The following is a 22559-nucleotide window of genomic DNA, read 5'->3' as shown; positions in this document are numbered from 1 at the left end:
AGAATGCACTTAGAAAAGTGACATAAATTCCGGAAATATCGTGATTTTTGTCCGTTTTGTGACCCAGGCACGGCGCTGGCCGGATAGGAATTGTCGATCAACGGCGCGAAGATTCCGGCAATGATGCCCGCGAATCGCCCCGAATCCCCGGTCTTTGCTTGCCTGGAAAGGGTCCAGGCGGCAAAATGGCGGGCTTGCCCGAACCCGCAGCCTCAAAGCCCCTCATGACCGATCGCCGCCAGCTCGCCAACGCCATCCGCGCGCTTTCCATGGACGCCGTCCAGCGCGCCAATTCCGGCCACCCCGGCATGCCCATGGGCATGGCCGACATCGCCGAAGTCCTCTACAACGGCCACCTGCGCCACAACCCGAACCACCCCGAGTGGTGGGACCGTGACCGCTTCGTGGTCTCCAACGGCCACGGCTCGATGCTGCTGTACTCGGTGCTGCACCTGTCCGGCTACGCCCTGTCCATCGAGGACCTGAAGAACTTCCGCCAGCTGCACTCGCCCACGGCGGGCCACCCGGAAGCCGGCGAGGCGCCGGGCGTCGAAACCACCACCGGCCCCCTCGGGCAGGGCCTGGCCAACGCCGTCGGCATGGCCCTGGCCGAAAAGCTGCTGGCCGCGCGCTACAACCGCGACGGCCACACGGTCGTCGACCACCGCACCTTCGTGTTTGCCGGCGACGGCTGCCTAATGGAAGGCATCTCGCACGAGGCCTGCTCCCTGGCCGGCACCTGGGGCCTGGGCAAGCTGGTCGTCTTCTACGACGACAACAACATCTCCATCGACGGCGAAGTCGGCAACTGGTTCACCGACAACACGCCCGAGCGCTTTGATGCGTATGGTTGGCAGGTGATCGAGGACGTCGACGGCCACGATCCAGATGCCATCGATGCCGCCATCAACGAGGCCTTGGCCAACACGGATCAGCCGACCCTGATCTGCTGCAAGACCACGATCGGCTTCGGCTCGCCGAACAAGGCCGGCACCGCCGCCACGCACGGCGCGCCCCTGGGCGACGACGAAATCGCCGCCACCCGCAAGGCCCTGGGCTGGAACTACCCGCCCTTCGAAATCCCCGAAGAGATTCGCGAGGCCTGGGACGCCCGCGAGCGTGGCCAGGCCATGGAGCGCGAATGGGCCGAGCGCTGGTCCGCCTACCAGAACGCCCACCCGGAAGCCGCCACCGAGTTCGAGCGCCGCATGAACGGCCAGCTGCCGGCCGACTTCGACCAGATCCTGGCCGATGCCATTGCCAAGGCCCAGGCCGACGACAGCAAGGTCGCCACCCGCAAGGCCTCCGGCATGAGCATCGAGGCCCTGGCCCCGCACCTGCCCGAGATGATCGGCGGCTCCGCCGACCTGACCGGCTCGAACAACACGGACTGGTCCGGCTCCGTCGACATCATGGACGACCTGGCCACCGGCAACTACCTGAGCTACGGCGTGCGCGAATTCGGCATGACCGCCATTGCCAACGGCCTGGACCTGCACGGCGGCTTCATCCCCTACACGGGCACTTTCCTGGTCTTCTCCGACTACGCGCGCAACGCCGTTCGCATGTCCGCCCTGATCCCGACCGGGGCCATCCACGTCTACACCCATGATTCGATCGGCCTGGGCGAAGACGGCCCGACGCACCAGCCCGTCGAGCACACGGCCAGCCTGCGCCTGATCCCGAACCTGGAAGTCTGGCGCCCGGCCGACAAGGCCGAGACCATGGTCGCCTGGGGCCGCGCCATCAAGCGCCGCAAGTCCCCGACCGCCCTGATCCTGACCCGCCAGGGCCTGCCGCACCAGCCGAAGGACGCCACCCAGCTCGCCAACGTCGAGCGCGGCGGCTACATCCTGAAGGAAGCCGCGGGTGGCAAGCCCGAAGCCGTCATCATGGCCTCCGGCTCCGAAGTCGGCCTGGCCGTCCAGGCCGCCGCCCAGCTGGAAGCCGACGGCACCCCGACCCGCGTCGTCTCCATGCCCAACCCGGACCGCTTCCAGGCCCAGGACGAGGCCTACCGGACCAGCGTCCTGCCCGCCGACGTCCACGCCCGCGTGGCCGTGGAAGCCGGCGTGTCCATGTACTGGTGGCGCCTGGTCGGCGACCGGGGCCGAGTCATCGGAATGGACGAGTTCGGCGCGTCCGCGCCGGCGGAGGAGCTCTTTGCCGAATACGGATTCACGGTGGAGAACGTCGTGAACGCCGTTCGAGAGGTGGTGGGCGGCTGATGCCGCCCGGGGTGGGTGGCGCGCCGCTCGCTCTGGATTTTTCTCGCAGGCTGCGCCTGCATTGCTTGGGTTTGCAAGCTGGCGCTTGCCCCGCTGCGCGGAAAGTCAAAGTCAAAGGCGTTCCGTCCCCTTCGGGGCCGGGTTCCTTTTGGCAGTCGCCCCAAAAGGAACCAAAAGGGCTGTTGCCCAGTGACCTCGCCGGCTGCGCCGGTCCCCTGCGCCGCTTCGGTTGGAACGGGTGGACGTGCTTGAACTCCCTCCGCTGCGCTGCGGTCAGACAGGCACGCCCACAAAGACTCCGTTCCGCCCTGCGCGCCTCCGGCGAGCGTCAAGGGCAGAGGAAAAGCCTTTTCGGGCCATCACGTGCGGCCAGTGACGCTCAAGGACTTCTTGCGCTGCGCGCAAACCGTATATTCCCTTTCACCTGCGCTTCGCTCGGCCCCGCCGCACTTGCGCCATGAGATTTTGACTTTTCCTTAGCCCTAGACGCTCGTCGAGTAGCGCAAGGCGGAACGAAAGGGTTTGGGCTCGCCTGTCTGACCGCAGCGTAGCGGAGGGAGTTAAAGCGAGTCCATTTCGTTCCGAATGAGCAACGCAGTGTCCGGCCGAAGGCCGGCGAGGTCTCCGGGCGTCAGAACTTTTGGTTTCTTTTGGTTCGTTTGCCAAAAGAAACTCGCCCCGCAAGCGAAGCGGGGGCGAAAGCCTTTGACTTTCCGCGAAGCGGGCAGGCGCCAGCCTGCAAAACAAAGCAATGCAGGCGCAGCCTGCGAGCAACCAACGCCACCAGGCGCCCAACCCCCATCGGACCCCCCGAAAACACTACAATAGAAGAGATAACTCAACCCAAACCCCAGGGAGACCCCATCTCATGACCACCAAGGTTGCCATCAACGGCTACGGCCGCATTGGCCGCAACGTCCTGCGTGCCCTGTACGAATCCGGCCGCACCGGCGACATCCAGATCGTCGCGATCAATGACCTGGGCGACGCCCAGACCAATGCCCACCTGACCCGCTACGACACGGCCCACGGCAAGTTCCACGCCGACGTGGTCGTCGACGGCGATGCCCTGGTGGTCAATGGCGACCGCATTCGCGTGCTGGCCGAGCGGGATCCGAGCAAGCTGCCCTGGGGTGAGATGGGCGTCGACGTGGTGCTCGAGTGCACCGGCTTCTTCGCCAGCAAGGAAAAGGCCTCGGCCCACCTGCAGGCCGGCGCGCGCAAGGTCGTGATCTCCGCCCCGGCGGGCAAGGACCTGCCGACGATCGTCTACGGCGTCAACCACGGCGTCCTGAAGGACGGCGATCACGTCGTCTCCAACGCCAGCTGCACCACCAACTGCCTGGCGCCCCTGGTCAAGCCCCTGCACGAGAAGATCGGCCTGGAAACCGGCCTGATGACCACCATCCACGCCTACACCAACGACCAGGTCCTGACCGACGTCTACCACTCGGACCTGCGCCGCGCCCGTTCGGCCACCATGAGCCAGATCCCGACCAAGACGGGTGCTGCCGCCGCCGTCGGCCTGGTCCTGCCCGAACTGGACGGCCGCCTGGACGGCTTCGCCATGCGCGTCCCGACGATCAATGTGTCGATTGTCGACCTGAGCTTCGTCGCCAGTCGCGAAACCACCGTCGAAGAAGTGAATGCGACCGTCAAGGCCGCCGCCGAAGGCGAACTGAAGGGCATTCTCGGCTACAACGTCGAGCCCCTCGTCTCCATCGACTTCAACCACAACCCGCACAGCTCCGTCTTCGACGCCACCCTGACCAAGGTCAGCGGCAAGCTGGTGAAGGTCCTGAGCTGGTACGACAACGAATGGGGCTTCTCCAACCGCATGCTCGACACCGCCCTCGCGGTAAGCAAGCTGAACTGATCCAAGCGGTTAAAGAAAGACCCAAAACGGCCCGGAACCCCCGGGCCGTTTTCATTTGCGGGATGCACCAAGGTCCTACACCATCCGTCATCCCGGGCGAAGACCCGGGACCCAGTGGCTTCGATCCGGCCCCGAACGGTCCTAACACCATCCGTCATCCCGGACCTGATCCGGGACCCAGTGGCTTCGATTTAGCTACGAAAGCCACTAGCCCCCGGGTCTCCGCCCGGGGCCCTCGTCCGGCGCCGCCGGCCAAGGGCTTGACCTCCACCCCTTCATCAGTCACTCTCGGCTGATGGCCGTAGGGGCCTCGATCACCGTGTTCGGCAGCTGAACCGAGCTGATCGGCACTACAATCGAAGCTGATTGATTGACCACGAAGGTCACGAAGGCCACGAAGAAGAGAAAAGACTGAAGCGGCTCGGAATACCTCAGAAGCATTCCTGCCGAGCCGGTTTCCACCACGAACCCGCTTTTCAGTCACAAAAGCTTTTCCTTCGTGCCCTTCGTGTCCTTCGTGGTTAAAACACAAAACCGAAAACCCAGGATTCCAGCAAGAGCACAACCATGAAAACCCTCGACCAGATCAATCTGAAGGGCCAACGCGTCCTCATCCGTTCCGACCTCAACGTGCCGATCCGCGACGGGGTCGTCACCAGCGACGCCCGCATCCAGGCCTCGTTGCCGACCATGCGCCAGGCCCTGGACGCGGGTGCGGCCGTCATGGTCATGTCCCACCTCGGCCGCCCCACCGAGGGCGAGCCGAGCGAAGAATTCAGCCTGAAGCCCGTCGCCGAGAAGCTCACCGAGCTCCTCGGCCAGCCCGTCCAGCTCGTCACCGACTGGATCGACGGCGTCGAGGTCGAGCCCGGTCAGCTCGTACTGCTCGAAAACGTCCGCTTCCTGAAGGGCGAGAAGGCCAACGACGAGGAGCTCGCGAAGAAGATGGCCGCGCTCTGCGACGTCTTCTGCATGGACGCCTTCGCCACCGCCCACCGCGCCCAGGCCAGCACCGAAGGTGTCATCCGCTACGCGAAAGTCGCTTGCGCCGGTCCGCTGCTGGCCGCCGAGGTCGCCGCCCTCGACAAGGCCCTGGCCCACCCGAAGCGCCCCCTGGTCGCGATCGTTGGCGGCGCCAAGGTCTCGGGCAAGCTGCAGGTGCTCGAAGCACTCATCGAAAAGGTCGACCAGCTGATCGTCGGCGGCGGCATCGCCAACACCTTCCTGGCCGCGGCCGGGCACAAGATCGGCAACTCCCTCTATGAGGAAGACCTGGTCGACACGGCCAGGGCGCTCATCAAGCGCGCGGAAGAAAAGGGCGCCAGCATTCCCCTGCCCACCGACGTCGTCACCGCCGAGCGCTTCCACCAGGACGCGCATCCCTCACTGCGGGACGTCGACAAGGTGCACAAGGACGAGATGATCCTGGACATCGGCCCGGATTCGGCCGCGCGCCTGGCGGAGATCATCAAGGGCGCCGGGACCGTGATCTGGAACGGGCCGGTGGGCGTGTTCGAGTTCGAGCACTTCTCGAAGGGGACGAAAGTGGTCGCCGAAGCGGTGGCGGAGACCCAAGGGTTCACGCTGGCCGGGGGTGGGGATACGATTGCGGCGGTCGAGAAGTTCAGTGTTGCCAATCAGGTTGATTACATCTCGACCGCTGGCGGTGCTTTCCTTGAGTATGTGGAGGGGAAAGAATTGCCGGCTCTGGCTGCGCTGTCAGCTAGCTGACTCATAATCGGCAGGCCGTAGGTTCAAGTCCTACCGGGTCCACCATTTCTTCGATTTCAATGGGTTTCCCGCGGAGTGACTCATTGATTCCGGGTCGGGTGGTCAATATCGAGCGCCACCAGGTGCGCGGCAGTCGCGCAGCACCTAAAGCTGCGAGCGGCAGGCTACCCAATTGTCAAGGCTTAGTATAGTCACAACATCGGGGTTCGCCGTTTTATTGCTTTAAGTGGACAATGAAGATGGCTAGGTACACCAGCAATCCTTAGTTCACTGGATAATCGCCAGTACACTTTGTGAGAGGCTATCGAGAGCACTATTATTCAGCACGTAAAAACTATTGTTAGGGGCAATTTGCTCATAGAACAACCGCATCTCATTCAGGACCGAGGCCGAATAGGCACCTTCATACTGAATCGCGAAATTTCCGTTCCCATTTATAAAAAAGCCGACGGCGTCATACTCCACGGCTGTTCCACTGGGCAATTCAACGGGACACTGGTAGCAATCGACAAATACGTTTTGGTTATCATTGAGAATGGCTTCTATCGCGCTTTGTGCTGATTCTTCATTTGCCAGTAATATAGTTCTGAACAGAGGAGTTGAATACTCCGTCCCGTCGGTATGCGTTACTTTGATATTCCAAATCACCTTGCCGCTTGGAGAAAGAGCGCCCACATAAGTTAGAGGTACGCTCTCCACTGTCTCGTATTGGGAGTATTCTGAACAGCCCTGGCTACCCTGCGGAAATGAGCTTGGGCCCGCTGAGGCCATGGAAATGGTGGCCATTACACCCGGCACTTCATCTGTCGTGTCATAGCTGAATTCGGCACTCGATATGTTATCAGTGCAAATGTCTGCAAAAACCATCCGATCACCTTCGAAACCGGCCTCCATACCCAAAACATTGAGCACTGGCAAACTATGAAAACGATCCGAGAAGATTCCATCCGTCGCCATTGGGGCAACGAAGACAGGTGCTAGAAAGAGCGGGAATGCTTGAACAAGAATTGATTGAACCATTGAAGTGAAAAAACCCTATCTCCGATTCCTAGACAATATACTAAGCGCCTGCTTTTGATTCTTATTCGATATCGTAGCAAGCCGATCCGTTAGTTCACTAACACTTCCTAGCTCGAGCAGAAAGAAAGTTTTTGAAGAAGCATCTTCATAGTTGTCCTCCATTTGCTCGATTTCGTCGCTAGATCTAGACTCACCGTTATACTCGATAGCAAAATTCTGGCCATTTCCGAAGAAAAATCCTATTGCGTCGTATTGAAGCGTGTTGTATTCGCAGTCATAGCAGGCGACGAACGCATTGTCATCAGTCCCTAAAGCGAGCTCAATGACTTGCTGCGCCGTTTCTTCAGTGGCCCAGAACAGAGTCCTCCCCGGCTCAATCTGGGGATACACTTCTGAGTCGCCGCTTTGAAACTCGATTGTAAACTCCCACTCGATCCGACCGCTGTCGTTTAATGCCAGCCCGTACTCTAAGGGGATCTCCACGGAAGACTCATAGTCCTGGCAAAGACCTGAAGCTACAGCAATCGGCTGCATGGAGACATCCACCCAGGAAACCGCGCCTTGGGTAATGGGTGGATCGGAGTTTGGTTCGAACTGCATCGCTTGGGTAGTCGCGACCGGCCTATAGCTTAAAGTGACGCTGGCAATTCCCAGCTTTTCCCTGTCACAGATTCGCGCAGTCACAACTCTAGTGCCTTCGAACCCCTCGCTCAGACCGATGATGTTGGTAACGATCCTCGATTCAAAATCATCCCTGAACATTTCATCCACGCCACCATGCGCAGGTTGAGGGCTACCTAGAAAGGCAAGAATAGCTCCAAAAACACCCAAAATCCCTTTCAATCCTTTTGGAACGTCCATAAAACTCGGAACCGCGAAGAACCCCAACAAGCGGATTTTCCTACGAATGCCAAATGCTGTCTGTTTCATTTCGTAAAAGCCCGAGCTCTTCGCTTTCCAAAATACTCAGTCACATCAAATTATTCAATTGCGGGCTCGGTGACCGTACCCCTGGTTTAGGGCCACGCCCAATGTGGGAGATGGAGTATCTCATGCCGCCTGCCTTGCGTACTGGCTGGGTGGCAAGCCGTTCAAGGAACGGTGGGGTCGAACGTCGTTGTAGTGTCTTCTCCAGTTCTCGATGATCTCTCGAGCATCCTCCAGGCTCGCGAACCAGTTCAGGTTCAAGCAGTAGTCTCTGAACTTGCCGTTGAAGCTCTCCACGAACGCATTCTGCGTCGGCTTCCCGGGCTGGATGAAGTGGAGCTTGATCCGGCGTTCCCTCGCCCAGAAGAACATCGCCTTCGGGGTGAATTCCGGACCGTTGTCGCAGACGATCGTCTTCGGTGCCGATCGGGACTCCAGCAGTCGGTCAAGCTCGCGCGTCACTCGCAGCCCCGAGATCGAGGACTCGGGCAGCTGCAAGATCGCTTCCCGACTGAAGTCATCGACGACGTTCAGCACCCGGATGCGCCGGCCATTGGCCAGTTGGTCGGACACGAAGTCCATCGACCAGCGCTCGTTCGGCGCCGAAGGCACAGCGAGCGGGACTCGAGGGCGGGATAGCTTCTTGCGCTTCTTGGTCCGCACCTGGACCAGACTAGGACATATATGGACGCCTCCCCGTAGTCAAGCGGGTTTTCGGAGTTTGTTGAGTTTCTCGGCATGATTGCTCCTCTCCTGCTGCTCCAGGCTTTTTCGCGTTCAACTTGTTGCGATGAAGAAGGGGTCTGCTGACATATATCCGGGCTCTTCGTGGAGCGGCTTCTCTGCGCTCCGGCCCACAATGAGTTTCGAGATGACTTCGAGGCCTATACACCCACGCGGCTTTTCACCTTTGTCCTAGTTCAGGCTCTCTCGAAGTCGTGGACTTGCTTCTTCATAGGCTTGGCAGACTCCTCAGGCAGGGGCAAAGGCCTTGCCGGAGTCGTAGTGCGCATCGCGGGCTACGATCAGCCAGGCGATGCGTGCATTCTTGTTGGCCAGGGCGACCACGGCCTTGTTGAAGCCCCGGCAAGACCGGGACACCCATTAAAATCCAGTCGGTCTGAAGTAGCTGCTCGTCATCTTGGAGTAGGCAAGAACAGGACCGTAAGAACGGGACACCCATGAAATAAGAACGGGACACCCATGAAATGCAGCCGGTTCAAGCAGCCTCCGTGCAGTCGCTGCCAACCAATACGCGCTCAATAAAGCTGAATTTGGGGTTGATCTGTTCCAATCAACAAAAACGGGACACCCATGAAAATCCAGCTGGACTGAGCTGGGTGCTAGTCGTCCTGGATTGAGGATCAGTTCGGGGCCGAGTTTCCCCGGTTGCAACAAGAACGGGACAGCCATCAAATCCACCCGGTTAAAGCGGCATTAGAGCAGCCGGGCCCAGCCGATGCGCGCCGTACGGAGCTGAATCTAGGGTCGAGCTGCTCTGATTGACGCTGAATTCAGAAGGCAGCTGGGCTATTGGCGATCTCCAGGCACGCCAGGCAGCCAGCGAGTGCTGGCCGGTCGATATCATCAGGGGAATGGCTACTCGGTTTGCTGCCGCATCAGGATCAGGGCTTTTTCGCTGTGGACGCCCTTCATCCATCTTTGACCCATTTCAGCAGCCTTTGCCATCAGCGCTTCCGCGGAGCCAATGGCGCGGTAGTAACGACTTTCGGTGCCCTTCACCCTGCGCAACCACTGGTCAGGATGCTTGGCCAGCCTCCAAAGAGCGTCGGGCGCAGACTCGTCCTTCGGCTGGGCGAGCTTCCCTCGTTTGAGCGGGTGCGCCTGTTCGCCGGTCCATTGCACAAGCTTCAGATAACTGGATTCGGTCATCCCCAGCAGCGCCTTGGCATCCAGGCCCGCGACCGGTTTGAGGGGGCGAGTGGGAAGTTCGCCTTTCCCGTGGCTCTCTGGCCGGGATTGATCCTTGATCCTGGCCTGGATCGATGTATGGTCAGAGGCCTCGAGCGAGTCAGCCATCTTTGCTCGAACCGGGTTGAGATCCACGTAGGCCATGGCCGAAATCACCGCTTGATCCTCCAGCAGCGCCTGACATTTGAATCTCCCTTCCCAGAAGCGGCCCGAGCACTGGTCCTCCTTGTTGGCCATGCGAGCAATGGGCTCGTTCAGCGCCCGCATGAACCAGCTCAAGTCGCCCAGCCGATCCCGCACTTCCTGCAGTCGCTTCGGGTCGCTCCTCAGGGCATAGGCGATCCGCTCTCGCTGTTTGGGGTCCTGGGTCCAGCTCAAGGCGCCAGGGAATACCGCCAGCCAGCGCTCGGCGACTTCCTCATCCGGCCAGGCCTGGGCCTCATCCGGATGGACTGCCAGCACGATATGGAAGTGATTCGACATGACTGCATAGGAGTAGATCGAAACCGCGAAGGAATCCGCCAGGAACCGAATGCGATCCTCGATCCACTGTCGCCGATGCTCGAAGCACTGCCCTGAATGCTTGTCGGTTCCGCAGAGAAAGGCCCGGCGGACACATCTACTCACGACATGAAAGACGCCGGCCTCGCCGGGCGGTGCAATTTGGCTGCGTGGGTATGTCATAGCCCAAGCCTGCAGCAAAGCCCCCGAAACTTCAGTAGGAAATCCACTCGATTTCGGCTAGGGAATAGTCGTGGTTTCGTGGGTGTCCCGATTCGCTCGATTCGCTTACCCCGGATCCGACCGTGTGATTCGTGCGCTTGGGCACCCTGAGGTGCCGGACTGGCAGATTTGCCAGTGGACAAGTGCGCCTAGGCATCATAGGTTCGGGCCGGGGAACTCCATGCAGGCCATGCGCCGGAAAGTGGGAAGCAGGAAGGCTCTTCTCCAGGAGCCTGAGGCATTCCACTCAACGGGTCATTCTTTTTGCTGCACACCCCGGAATATCCGCTTGGTGGCAGCTGTTCCGCATTGCTTGGAATTGCCATGGCCTGAATCAAGGCAAGAACAGGACAGCCATCAAGTCCAGTCCATTACAGCGGCGTCCGAGCAGCCGCGGCCGAGCAATACGTATCCTACAGAGAAGAGTTTTGGGGTCGAGCTGCTCTGATTGACGCTGAATTCAGAAGGCAGCTGGGCTATTGGCGATCTCCAGGCACGCCCAGGCAGCCAGCAGGTGCTGGCCGGTCGATATCATCAGAGGAATGGCTACTCGGTCTGCTGTCGGATCAGGATCAGGGCTTTCTCGCTGTGGACGCCCTTCATCCATCTTTGACCCATTACAGCAGCCTTTGCCATCAGCGCTTCCGCGGAGCCAATGGCGCGGTAGTAGCGGCTTTCGGTGCCCTTGACCCTGCGCAACCACTGGTCCGGATGCTTGGCCAGCGTCCAAAGAGCGTCGGGCGCGGATTTGGCCTTCGGCCGGCTGATCTTCCCTCGCTTGCGCGGGTGCGCCTGTTCGCCGGTCCATTGCACAAGCTCCAGATAACTGGATTCGGTCATCCCCAGCAGCGCCTTGGCATCCAGGCCCGCGACCGGTTTGAGGGGGCGAGTGGGAAGTTCGCCTTTCCCGTGGCTCTCTGGCCGGGATTGATCCTTGATCCTGGCCTGGATCGAAGTGTGGTCAGAGGCCTCGAGCGAGTCTGCCATCTTTGCTCGAACCGGGTTGAGATCCACGTAGGCCATGGCCGAAATCACCGCTTGTTCTTCCAGCAGCGCCTGACATTTGAATCTCCCTTCCCAGAAGCGGCCCGAACACTGGTCCTCCTTGTTGGCCATGCGAGCAATGGGCTCGTTCAGCGCCCGCATGAACCAGCTCAAGTCTCCCAAACGATCCCGCACTTCCTGCAGTCGCTTCGGGTCGCTCCTCAGGGCGTAGGCGATTCGCTCTCGCTGTTTGGGATCCTGGGTCCAGCTCAAGGCGCCCGGGAATACCGCTAGCCAGCGCTCAGCGACTTCCTCATCCGGCCAGGCCTGGGCCTCATTCGGATGGACTGCCAGCACGATATGGAAGTGATTCGACATGACTGCATAGGAGTAGATCGAAACCGCGAAGGAATCCGCCAGGAACCGAATGCGATCCTCGATCCACTGTCGCCGATGCTCGAAGCACTGCCCTGAATGCTTGTCGGTTCCGCAGAGAAAGGCCCGGCGGACACATCTACTCACGACATGAAAGACGCCGGCCTCGCCGGGCGGTGCAATTTGGCTGCGTGGGCATGTCATAGCCCAAGCCTGCAGCAAAGCCCCCGAAACTTGAGTAGGAAATCCACTCGATTTCGGCTAGGGAATGGTCGTGGTTTCGTGGGTGTCCCGATTCGCTTACCCCGGATCCGACCGTGTGATTCGTGCGCCTGGGCACTCTGAGGTGCCGGACTGGCAGATTTGCCAGTGGACAAGTGCGCCTAGGCATCATAGGTTCGGGCCGGGGAACTCCATGCAGGCCATGCGCCGGAAAGTGGGAAGCAGGAAGGCTCTTCTCCAGGAGCCTGAGGCATTCCACTCAACGGGTCATTCTTTTTGCTGCACACCCCGGAATATCCGCTTGGTGGCAGCTGTTCCGCATTGCTTGGAATTGCCATGGCCTGAATGGCGCTTCGAAGTGGCAGGATAAGTGGGGTAATGCGGTCAGGTACAAGGGCTCCGGTTTTCGACGAGCTCGCGGGATCGAAAGTATCCGCGGTGAAGTGCTGTTTTGAACAATTACATGCCCGAAGGGGTGGTTTTATGTCCATGTCTTGCAAACGCCTATTCATTCTTATTCCGTTGCTCGCAGAGAGCGCCTTCTTCAGCACTCCAGCACTGGCAGGAGGCGACACGACGCCGCCCGCTGTCGTCGCTCTGGACCCGGTCGACAACGCTACGAATGTAACGCCGCGCCCGAACGTATCGGTCGTCTTCGACGAAACGATTGTCCTGGGCACTGGCGCAGTACAAATCAGGCGAGCAGACAATGACGAACTGGTCGGCAACTTCATCCCCGCCAACACCGGACGTGTCCAGCTTTCGACCACGAACGTGACCGACGACACGATGAACATCAACTGGATCAATGAGCTCGAAGAAGAGACCGAGTACTACATGGTTCTTTCGAATGGGTCCGCCGTAGACCTTGCCGGAAATGCTTTTCCTGGCCTGGGTGTCTCTGACACGACGGAATGGAGTTTCACGACGGGGGACGAAAGTGAGCCGGAGCCGGTGGCGTTGACGCCCTCGGACGACCAGACAAACGTTGATCCGACCGGGGTGCTTGTCGCGGAATTCAACGACGAAGTACAGGCTGGTACGGGTAACCTGAGTCTCTACAGCGGCACTCAGATGCGGGCTCTGGAAGAGGGCTTCGACGACACGAGCCGGCTGTCGCCGACCAGCGTCGATCTGTTCAGCTCGAATGGTATCGGCAGCTATTTCGGCATCAACTTCGGTGCAGGTGATGGCAGCGGCATTTGGGGCGGTGACCCCAACCCGACGAACACGACCGACTACATCGGTTTGGACGGCAACTACTTCGACGCCTCACAACTCGGCTCCTCACCCAGGGATCTCGACTGGGACGACATCGACATTTCGGCTTTGACAAACCTTGCTTTCAGTGGGCAGTTTGCTGCGCCTGCGGGCTGGGGTCCAGATGACTACGTCCAGATCTTGATTGACATCGACAATTCAGGAAGCTTCACGGAAATTCTCGAGTTCCGAGGTGACGGAGACAATATTGCCCGCGAAGAACTGACCGGCGCCCCCTTCGGCAGCGGCGTGCCCTTGCGCACCGAGGCGAAGCGCTTCGCTCTGCCCATCAGCGGTACTGGCTCCACGCTGGATCTTCGCATCAGCGTTCGGACCAGCGCTGGGGGCGAGCGCGTCGCGATGGATAACATCATAATATCCGGCATCCTGAACTCACCGACGCTGGTCGAGCAGGTGCCCATAGGCGATCCATCCATTCAGATCACCGGCAACGTCCTGACCTATCAACCCTCGTCACCGCTGTCGCTGTTCGTCGAACACTTCGTCATCATCGACGAAGGCGCGATCGTCGACACATCGACGAATGCCAACGCTCTAAACGACCTGACCGCATCGTCAGCGTGGAATTTCGTCACCGGCAACTTGGGTACCTTGATCGTACAGAAAGAGACCCTCCCCGATGGTTCGCCCCAGAACTTCACCTTTACTGGCGATGCCGCGGGTATGATTCAGGATGGCCAGCAGATCGTAGTGTCAGGGCTCGCGCCCGGAAGCTACTCAAGTACCGAGCAATTGCCCTTGCTATGGACCCTTTCTTCGATCGTCTGCGACGACGGCAATAGCTCAGGCGATCTTGCTTCAGCCACGGCAACCTTTGTCGTCGATGCCAACGAAACAGTCACCTGCGTCTTCACCAACACCGAGCTCGGCCCGATCATCTTCCAGGACAGATTCGAGTGATCTGGCACATGACCGGCGGCACATAACCACATGACCGGGATACCCATCAAATCCGACCGGCTCAAGCAGCGTCCGACAGTGACAAGAACGGGGCACCCATCAAACCCAGCCGGTGCCTTCGTGGATACTCCGATCCGGGTCACTTAGGCTGATTCGTCCTTTTGAGAGGCATGCATGAATTCGTTGTCTGCCGCGACGGGAAGGTGTAGGCTTGGCCGGAACAAGAGGGATTCTGAATGATCAAGAAGGCTTTTCTGCTCGCGCTGTTGCTATCGTCCTTTTCCGTTGCTCAGGCCCAGGGTCTGCAGCGCGTCGACGACAACTCGTTTGACGAGCTGGTTGGTAACCCAGGTGTCAGCGTTGTCCTGGTGACCGGACATCAGACCGGGCCCTACCGGCAGATGCAAAGCGAGGTAGCGGCGATGGCGTCCCGCTATCGCGGAAGCGTCCGCTTCTTTTCCCTCGACGCCGACAGCAGCCCAAGTACGGCAAGCCGGCTCGGTGTGCGCTCCCTCCCAGTCGTGCTTTTCTTCAGCAACGGTGGCTTGATCATCCAGCAACTTGGTGAAGTGCCCATGGACGTCATCGAAGGTCAGCTCCAGGCGCTCCTTCCATAGTGTTCGGAACCTCAAATCCACCCTCCGGGCCTTGGCGGATCGAATGGGGCAAGGCACGTATCGGTGCATCGGTGAAGGGAGAGCGTTCCGATTGCGGAATCAAGCGCTCTCCCTCTTGGAATCATCGAGATGCACGTCTTCGTTTGACCCTGCTGTCGCCTTGGCAGGACGAGACAGCCGAACCCGCCTCCTCATCTCCGACCGATTCGGTCTCTGTCTTCAATCGAAACGGTCGCTGAAGATGCCGTCCTGAGCGGTTTCCGTAGCGCCCAGGTCAACGCCATTGTTCGTGATCCTCGGTTGCCCGCCCACATCCGTCGTTGGCAGTGACCAGTTCAGGTCGAAGATCGGCGGGACTGGAGACGGTGGAGGATTCAAGCCGATGTCCACGAGGGCAGAATCGGCAACGAGGCGGAACTCGAAAAAGCCCCCGCTCTCGAAAATCGGCTCGATCGACACATTGTTCTGGCTGACGTTGGCCGTGCCGGATGCGTTCTCGATGGTGTTGTTCCTGGACGTGATGGAGCCGTCGCCAACATAGCGAATATCGTTGTTCTCGTTGCCCCAGAGGATGTTGTTCGCGACCAGGGCTTGCGCACTGCCGAACATGGAGACTCGAATCCCTGTGGCATCATCGAGCCCCAGGTTCTCTTCGGATGAATTGTTCATGATCGTGTTATTGATGACATAGACGCCGGGTTGATCGTTCTGAAAGAAGTTGATCGCTGCAGATTGGCCTTCAGCGACATTGCCGACCACCAGATTCCCGACGAAGCGCTGAATGGCGGCACCGCTCAGAAACACCGCGGCTTCTGTTCTTGCTCGGTTGTTCACGAAGGCGGACCGCTGGATCGTGAAGTCTTCAGCGATGTCGGCACCGAAGGTGCGCAGGCTGAGGCCGCCGCCTCGATCGCCCGATGAAGGGCTTCCGGAAAAGAAGCTGATGCCGGAAATCGTGACCTTGCTCTGGTTGCCGGCGACGATATCCATGACCCGGTGTCGATTCTCTCCGTCCAGCAGCGTGTCGAGCGCGCTGGCATTGGAGCGCAGTCGCCCGCAGGGATTGCCGCCGAACTGAATCCATCCGCCGATGAGGGTCAGGTCATTGTCGTCGCCGCCAAACTCCGATCCGCCACGATAGGTGAATCCAGTGGCCTGGGGCACCGCATAGGTGCCCTGGGCGATACGGATCTCGTCATCCTGGAAATTGGAGTCGGCCTGTTCCAGGGCCAACTGAAGTTCGGCCGTCGTCGTGACGCAGAAGACGTCGGCCTTGGCGGGCAGAGCCGGGATCAGGGCCGCGAGGAAGATTAGGGAAAGAAGATTGCGATGGAGTTTGGGCATGGGTCACTTGTTGTAGGGTGGCTTCGCTACGACTAATGCCAAACGGGCATGAAACCGCACATTTGATGTGGGGAAAGATCGGTTTCGTCATGGTTGATGATGAAAGCACCTTTGTTGACTTCTTCGAATCAAGGGAATAGCCTCTCACCTTCAGATGGCCGATCTGCAATTGCAGCGGCGGTCAGATCAGGGGGGCGAGGTGTGGTGCGCCACTGGCGTTCACTTCGATTCTTGCTGCCCATTGTCGACAACGCCCAGGCGTTGATCATTTCTCCGAGGTGTCTGATGTCCAATCGATCCTTGCAGTTCGTCCTGATGCTGCTGCTTCTTTCCCCCTTCGGTGCCCAGGCGCAGAACATACCGTATCTTGACGGCAGCCAGTACTCTGAAACGGTGCACAATGGTCCGCCGACTGTCGTGTTCTTTCGGGCATCCTGGTGTGGTCCCTGCAATTCAATGATCGGGTCTCTCGAATCGCTTGCGGCACGCTATCAGGGCCGCGTCAGATTTCTGCAGGTGGATGTCGAGGACAATTATGGGCTTCAAAGGCAGCTCGGTTTCCGTGAAGTACCCCATCTTCTTTTTTACAAGAACGGACAGTTGTGGACCCAATTGACGGGCGCTCATTCGATCGACCGTATTGAAGGTCAACTTCAGTCGATCTTGCAGTAGGCGACGCTTTTTCGGTGGGCAGGGCTCAGGGTCGGCCGCCCAGGATCAGTCCGATGATCTGATCGGATCAATCCAGGGCAGCTTCATCCGATGGCCAGTCTCAAGTCTGGGACACTCATCGCTTGATCCGCCCCAGGCCACCGGCCGAGACCAGGATCTTCCTGCGCGGATGTCCCGAATTCGGGTCCCGAATTCGCGCTGTCACCGGGGTCAGGGTGAACCGACCCCGGTGCCGCGCTCGGTGTCCCGAAGACTGTCTACTCCTGTGAGGGATTGCGCTCCGTAATCCCGAGGCGCCCGGGGATCGTCGGGCCGGCTTCATAGGTGCCGACCCAGATGTCGTATTGACCGGCTGCCGGGTTGCTCACCTGGATCATCGGGTTCAGTGTTTCTCCGCTCCAGTCGTCATTGCAGCGCCAGCTTCCGTCGGGCAGGTTCACGATGAGCGAGGTGTCGCCACCGTCGCTGGGCTCGAAGAAGAAGTTCAGGGTCGGGCTGCTGCCGCTCCACATCAGGCGAACGTCCGGGGACGATGCGGCGTAGCCCACGCACTCGCTTCCCAGGTAGGACACGTCGGTGGAGCCGCCGGCCTCCATGTCGATCATGCGCGGATCGGGGATGAAGCCGGCCTCCAGACTCACGGTGCCGTAGAAGGGTTCGGCGCTGAAATCCAGCTCGCTGGCCTGAACCGAGCCCGGCTGCAGGTCGAGTTCGGTCACGTAGAGCTCGCCGGGGACATAGGCACCGGCTTCATAGCTGCCGACCCAGATATCGTACTGGCCTTCCATGGGCTCGGGCAGGACGATCATCGGGTCCAGGCCGCCCTCCGCATCGTCGTTGCAGACCCACGATCCGTCCGGTCGGTTGATCAGCAGCGTCGTATCGCCGCCCGCGGTGGCCGAGAAGAACACGCGAAACTCCGAGGAGCTGCCGCTCCAATTCACGCGGTAATCGGGTGCCACGGCGGCGTAGCCCGTGCAGTCACCCCCGAGGTATTCGACCGCGACCTGACCGCCGCTGACCATCGCCACGCGGAGGGGATCCGGCGTGAATCCCGCGGCGAGCTCGGCCGTTCCGAAGCCCGGCTCCTGATTGAAATCCAGTTCACCACCTTCGATGATCGGGCCCGACCTCGCCGAGTCGATCCGGGAAGGATCCTCCTCCAGACCCTGTGCCATGGCGACCTGGACCGCGCTCATCGGCAGGATCCCGCCGAGCCGACCGCCGGTCCGGTCCTCGGAGATGACGGAAGTCGGGAGGCCCAGCATCTCGCCATCCTCGTTGACGACCAGGCCGCCGCTGTTCCCGGGAGAGATCTGGGCATCGGTCTGGAACCAGACAGGAATGCGCTCGTCGTTCATCACGCCGTTGCGAATCGTCGTGATCGTTCCTTCGGTGAAGGTCAGGTAGCCGTCGCTGATGCCGGGATAACCGAACACGAAGATCGCATCGCCACGGCTCGCCTCCGTGTCCCGGGAGGGGATGAAGGGCAGGGCCAGTTCCTCGGAGATGGCCTCGCCGTCCACCGTGCGATCGATCTGCAGGATCGCGAAATCGATGTCCATCGAGTAGCCGGTCAGGCGGGCCCGGAAACGCGGCACCGGGAGTTCGTTCGGATCATCCAGTAGTTCGATGACGTAGTCGGTCGCGTCTTCGATCACGTGTCGGTTGGTGTAGATCGTGCCATCGGCCGTCACCAGGGTGCCGGAGCCTGTGGCCACTTCGACGCCGTTCCGCTCGGCCACGATCCGAACGACCGCCCTGGAGGTCTGGTCGATCTGGGCGCTGGTGAGCTCGTCGGCAGCGGCCGAGAGAGAAAGCGCGCTGAGCACCAGCACGACGGAAAGGAAAACGCGTTCGATCTTCGGCATGTCCGCACCCCTGTTTGAATGAAGATGTCCCCCCTCGCTGAGACATGGTCCGGGGAGCGCTCCGATTGTAGGCCACGCTCCCGTTGGACGGAAAGTGGCCCGCTCGCGGGAATCGGGTCGGGGCGCGGAAAGACCGGGAATCTCTGAAGGCTGAACAAGAGCGGGAAGCCACTCTTGCGCGCTCATCACGCCTTTGCACCGCAGGGATAGGTCAGGTGGCGCGGACGCCCGATGGCTCCGAAATCAATACTCTGATACGCTGCCGATAGTCCGTCTACCGCTCTGGCCCTCGACATGAAAACGAAATTCATCACGGTGTTGCTTGCGCTCGCGCTTTCCGTCCACTGGCATGACGCCAGAGCGGTAACCATCCCGGAGGTTATGGCGGCAATGCCGTCGCATTTTCACCCTGACAAGATCAGGGACATCAACGCCACGGTCCGCTACGTGATCACCGGGCAGGGCGTCTGGAACATCACGGTCTCGGGAGGAAGGGTGATCGTCGATCAGAGCGATCGTCCTGCCGATGCCACGATCACCATGAGCGCTGAAGATTTCATGGGCCTGCAGTCCGGCACTTTGAATCCCATGACCGCCTTCATGGCCGGTCGAGTCGCCATTCAAGGCGACCTCGATACGGTCTTGCGCTTTCAGAGCGTGTTCGGGCAGTAAGCTCAGCGCTACTGATGCCCCTGCTCGAGTGAACGGCGCGGTCCGCGACCGCCTGGCGTGTTTCCAGGGCGGGTCGGAATTCAGCCGAAGCTCGGCCCCAGGACGGGCATCTCCAAAAGCCGGATAATGGCCGGTTCGGAAAGCGGCGGCGCGCCGTTCTTGCCAAATCGTCTCAGGTGCCCCAATCCATGGAAATCAAGGTCAATTTTCTCGACAACCTCAGGCTCGAGGCCTGCTTCGATGACTTCACCGTCGTCACCGACCAGCCGATTCGCTACAAGGGCGATGGCTCGGCGCCGAGCCCCTTCGACTATTTCCTGGCCTCTTCGGCCCTGTGTGCGGGCTATTTCGTCCGTGTCTACTGCAAGGCCCGGGGAATCTCGACGGACAACATCCGCCTGGTCCAGAACAACATCGTGGACCCGGAGAACCGCTACAAACAGGTCTTCAAGATCCAGATCGAGCTTCCCGAGGATCTTTCGGACAAGGATCGCGAAGGCATTCTGAGGTCCATCGACCGCTGCACGGTGAAGAAGGCGATTCAGGTCGGCCCGGACTTCGTGATCGAGCCGGTCCAGAGCCTGGCCGAGGACGCGCAGGCCCTGCTGATGGGCTCGACGCTGGGTGAGAAGCGCACCTTCATCGAGGGCAAGGACCTGCCCCTGGAGCAGACCATCGCCAACATGACCCGAACCCTGGCCGAGCTGGGGATGAAGATCGAGGTCGCGTCCTGGCGCAATATCGTTCCCCATGTGTGGTCCCTGCACATCCGCGATGCCGCCTCGCCAGCCTGTTTCACGAATGGCAAAGGCGCCACCAAGGAAGCGGCCCTGTGTTCGGCGCTCGGCGAGTTCATCGAGCGCCTGGGCTGCAATTTCTTCTACAACGACTATTTCTTCGGCGTGGACATCGCCGACAGCGAGTTCGTTCATTACCCGAACGAGCGATGGTTCCAGCCGGGGCCCGACGATGAGCTGCCGTCTGGACTTCTGGATGAGCACTGCCGTGCCATCTACGACCCCGACGGTGAGCTCAAGGGCAGCCATCTGATCGACACCAATTCCGGCCGCATCGACCGGGGCATTCTGTCCCTTCCCTTCGTGCGCCAGTCCGACAGGGAAGTGGTCTACTTCCCGTCGAACCTGCTCGAGAACCTGTTCCTGAGCAACGGGATGAGTGCCGGCAATACGCTGGCGGAAGCTCAGGTGCAGTGCCTGTCCGAAATCTTCGAGCGCGCCGTCAAGAAGCAGATCATCGAAGAGGAGCTCGCGCTTCCGGATGTGCCCCAGGCCGTGCTGGACCAGTATCCCGATATCGTCGAGGGCCTTCAGGCGCTGGAAGCCCAAGGCTTTCCCGTTCTGGTCAAGGACGCCTCCCTGGGCGGCCGTTTTCCGGTGATGTGCGTGACCCTGATGAACCCGAAGACGGGCGGCGTCTTCGCCTCCTTCGGCGCGCACCCGAGTTTTGAAGTTGCGCTGGAGCGCAGTCTGACCGAGCTTCTGCAGGGACGCAGTTTCGAGAATCTGAACGACGTGCCGGCACCGACCTTCAACAGCCAGGCCGTCACCGAGCCGAACAACTTCGTCGAGCATTTCATCGACTCCACCGGCGTCGTGTCCTGGCGTTTCTTCAGTGCCCGGGCCGACTACGAGTTCGTCGAGTGGGACTTCTCCGGCAGCAACGAAGAAGAAGCCGCGCGCCTGTTCGCCATTCTCGATGACATGGACAAGCAGGTCTACGTCGCCGTCCACGAAGACCTCGGTGCGCCCGTGTGCCGGATCCTGGTGCCGGGCTATTCCGAGGTCTACCCGGTTGAAGACCTGATCTGGGACAACACCAATGTCGCGCTGGAGTATCGGGAAGACATCCTCGGTATCCATGCCCTGGATGAAGAGCGGTTGGCCGACCTGCTCGCGCGACTAGAAGACAGCCAGCTCGACAACTACATGCTGATCGGCACCTTGATCGGCATCGACTTCGATGAGAACACGGTCTGGGGCCAGCTCACGATTCTTGAACTGAAACTGATGATCAGCCTGGCGCTGCAGCAGCATGAAGACGCGCTGGAGTATGTCGAGATGTTCCTGCAGTACAACGACAACAGCGTCGAACGCAATCTGTTCTACCGCGCCGTCAGTGCCGTTCTGGAAATTGTCCTGGATAAGGAACTCGAAGTGGACGATTTCATCGCCAATCTCAAGCGCATGTACGGTGAGCAGGTCATGGACGATGTGGTGGGCCTGGTCGAAGGTTCGAAGCGCTTCCAAGGCATGACCCCCACAAGCCTGAAGCTGGAGGGTCTGACGAAACATCAGCGCCTGATCGAGAGCTACCGGAAGCTACACGCATGGCGTGCGGCTCGGGCCACCGCACTGGATGCACCCGTTGAGGCTTGAACCTTGCGCCGTGTCCGAGCCGCGCGGAAAGCCACGCTTCTGCGTCGATTGACTTCATGGATTGGGCAAACTAATCTTCAAGTCGATATCGGTCTCCTGGCAACATTCAGCCTGGCCGGGTCGCGAGGGGGACCAAGGGATCAATCCCGACGGGTAGTCGCCGTGCCGCTTTTTTCTCTCGTCAGCCTTCACACGGTGGTTTATTTCCTGAGGTGACTGATCATGTCTCGATCTCTGCTTGGCTTGCTTCTACTCTCGATGTTTACCTTCCACGGCGCTGTTCAGGCGCAGAGCTTGCCGTGGGTGGATGATACGAATTTCAGCAATATTGTCGGACAGGGCGGCCCTGCGGTTGTTTTCTTTGACGCAAGTTGGTGTGGGGCTTGTCGGAGCCTGGACGGGCCAATGGGAACGCTTGCGGCCCGCTATGGTGGTCGGGTCCAGGTTCTGCGAATGGATGTGGACAGCAATGCCGAAACACCACAGATTTTCGGTATTCGGGACTTGCCCACCGTGGTGTTTTTCAATCATGGGAGTGTGGCCGGTCGAATTACTGGATCTGCAAGCCTGGATCAATTGGAGTCTCGCGTCCAGGCGCTTTTGCGGTAGACGCCCACTGTTTCGGTTCAATGCGACCATTCAAACCCTTCTCGGTGCCCGGATGCCCAGTGCCGGGCACCTGTCGATTCGGCCCTGATTTGCTTGGGTCACTTCATTCTTGCCGCGTTGAGAGGGCGGTGGGCGTGAGTCAGCAAAGGTCTGATGGGTTGCTGATGCTTTTCGAAGGC

The 22559-nt window shown here is 60.1% G+C and carries 16 protein-coding genes and 1 pseudogene; 9 read left to right on the top strand and 8 right to left on the bottom strand.

The genetic code is table 11. The features are described from left to right. Positions 1-224: 224 nt before the first annotated feature. From tkt to WM2015_RS13655, 3 genes are all read left to right on the top strand, one after another. Positions 225-2228 carry a transketolase gene (gene tkt / locus WM2015_RS13665; RefSeq protein WP_049726572.1) on the top strand — a complete coding sequence of 668 codons (2004 nt, stop codon included), beginning with the start codon at positions 225-227 and terminating at the stop codon, positions 2226-2228. Positions 2229-3096: 868 nt separating this feature from the next. Beyond that, on the top strand, positions 3097-4104 hold the full coding sequence (gap, locus tag WM2015_RS13660) for a type I glyceraldehyde-3-phosphate dehydrogenase (RefSeq protein WP_049726571.1): 1008 nt from the start codon (positions 3097-3099) through the stop codon (positions 4102-4104). 567 nt (positions 4105-4671) lie between these two features. Beyond that, positions 4672-5835, top strand: coding sequence for a phosphoglycerate kinase (locus WM2015_RS13655; protein ID WP_049726570.1), 1164 nt, complete (start codon positions 4672-4674; stop codon positions 5833-5835). Between the two features lie 267 nt (positions 5836-6102). On the opposite strand, the gene WM2015_RS15940 is transcribed toward WM2015_RS13655, so the two are convergent. The 6 genes and pseudogenes from WM2015_RS15940 to WM2015_RS13630 all read right to left on the bottom strand — a co-directional run bounded on the left by WM2015_RS15940 (position 6103) and on the right by WM2015_RS13630 (position 12018). After that, the gene (locus tag WM2015_RS15940; protein ID WP_156201209.1) at positions 6103-6855 is read right to left on the bottom strand and encodes a hypothetical protein; all 753 of its coding nucleotides are present in this window, start codon (positions 6853-6855) and stop codon (positions 6103-6105) included. 15 nt (positions 6856-6870) lie between these two features. Next, the gene (locus tag WM2015_RS13645; protein ID WP_156201208.1) at positions 6871-7785 is read right to left on the bottom strand and encodes a hypothetical protein; all 915 of its coding nucleotides are present in this window, start codon (positions 7783-7785) and stop codon (positions 6871-6873) included. Positions 7786-7905: 120 nt separating this feature from the next. Further along, positions 7906-8451, bottom strand: a pseudogene (locus tag WM2015_RS13640) (integrase core domain-containing protein); the annotation flags it as partial. A 303-nt stretch (positions 8452-8754) separates the two neighbouring features. Next, on the bottom strand, positions 8755-8883 hold the full coding sequence (locus tag WM2015_RS16380) for a hypothetical protein (protein ID WP_260319053.1): 129 nt from the start codon (positions 8881-8883) through the stop codon (positions 8755-8757). A 498-nt stretch (positions 8884-9381) separates the two neighbouring features. Next, the gene (locus WM2015_RS13635) at positions 9382-10398 is read right to left on the bottom strand and encodes a transposase (RefSeq protein ID WP_211260937.1); all 1017 of its coding nucleotides are present in this window, start codon (positions 10396-10398) and stop codon (positions 9382-9384) included. Positions 10399-10983: 585 nt separating this feature from the next. Beyond that, positions 10984-12018 (bottom strand): transposase, encoded by a 1035-nt coding sequence (locus WM2015_RS13630; protein WP_049726565.1) that lies wholly within the window; start codon positions 12016-12018, stop codon positions 10984-10986. A 489-nt stretch (positions 12019-12507) separates the two neighbouring features. Between WM2015_RS13630 and WM2015_RS13625 the strand changes: the two genes are divergently transcribed. Continuing rightward, complete coding sequence (locus WM2015_RS13625; protein ID WP_169751191.1) at positions 12508-14199, top strand: Ig-like domain-containing domain; 1692 nt, start codon at positions 12508-12510, stop codon at positions 14197-14199. 236 nt (positions 14200-14435) lie between these two features. Continuing rightward, positions 14436-14816 carry a thioredoxin family protein gene (locus tag WM2015_RS13620; RefSeq protein WP_049726563.1) on the top strand — a complete coding sequence of 127 codons (381 nt, stop codon included), beginning with the start codon at positions 14436-14438 and terminating at the stop codon, positions 14814-14816. Between the two features lie 219 nt (positions 14817-15035). Here WM2015_RS13620 and WM2015_RS13615 read toward each other — a convergent pair whose 3' ends face one another. Beyond that, entirely contained in the window at positions 15036-16160 is a 1125-nt protein-coding gene (locus WM2015_RS13615; protein WP_049726562.1) for a hypothetical protein, read from the bottom strand. A 285-nt stretch (positions 16161-16445) separates the two neighbouring features. Here WM2015_RS13615 and WM2015_RS13610 point away from each other — a divergent pair, with 285 nt between their 5' ends. Next, entirely contained in the window at positions 16446-16832 is a 387-nt protein-coding gene (locus WM2015_RS13610) for a thioredoxin family protein (RefSeq protein WP_169751190.1), read from the top strand. A 257-nt stretch (positions 16833-17089) separates the two neighbouring features. On the opposite strand, the gene WM2015_RS13605 is transcribed toward WM2015_RS13610, so the two are convergent. Further along, positions 17090-18703, bottom strand: a complete 1614-nt coding sequence (locus WM2015_RS13605) for a S1 family peptidase (RefSeq protein WP_049726560.1) — start codon at positions 18701-18703, stop codon at positions 17090-17092. Positions 18704-18997: 294 nt separating this feature from the next. Between WM2015_RS13605 and WM2015_RS13600 the strand changes: the two genes are divergently transcribed. The 3 genes from WM2015_RS13600 to WM2015_RS15675 all read left to right on the top strand — a co-directional run bounded on the left by WM2015_RS13600 (position 18998) and on the right by WM2015_RS15675 (position 22380). Continuing rightward, a complete protein-coding gene (locus WM2015_RS13600) occupies positions 18998-19375 on the top strand; it encodes an SCP2 sterol-binding domain-containing protein (RefSeq protein WP_049726559.1) in 378 nt (125 codons plus the stop codon). Positions 19376-19563: 188 nt separating this feature from the next. Next, positions 19564-21771, top strand: a complete 2208-nt coding sequence (locus tag WM2015_RS13595) for an OsmC domain/YcaO domain-containing protein (protein WP_049726558.1) — start codon at positions 19564-19566, stop codon at positions 21769-21771. Between the two features lie 222 nt (positions 21772-21993). Next, positions 21994-22380: a thioredoxin family protein gene (locus WM2015_RS15675; RefSeq protein WP_082169763.1), complete on the top strand. Its 387-nt coding sequence runs from the start codon at positions 21994-21996 to the stop codon at positions 22378-22380. The last annotated feature ends 179 nt before the right edge of the window (positions 22381-22559 follow it).

The sequence above is a fragment of the Wenzhouxiangella marina genome, from assembly GCF_001187785.1.
GTDB classification, from domain to species: Bacteria; Pseudomonadota; Gammaproteobacteria; order Xanthomonadales; family Wenzhouxiangellaceae; genus Wenzhouxiangella; species Wenzhouxiangella marina.
Note: the sequence above shows the minus strand (reverse complement) of the source record. Positions and strands in the feature narration are given on the sequence as shown.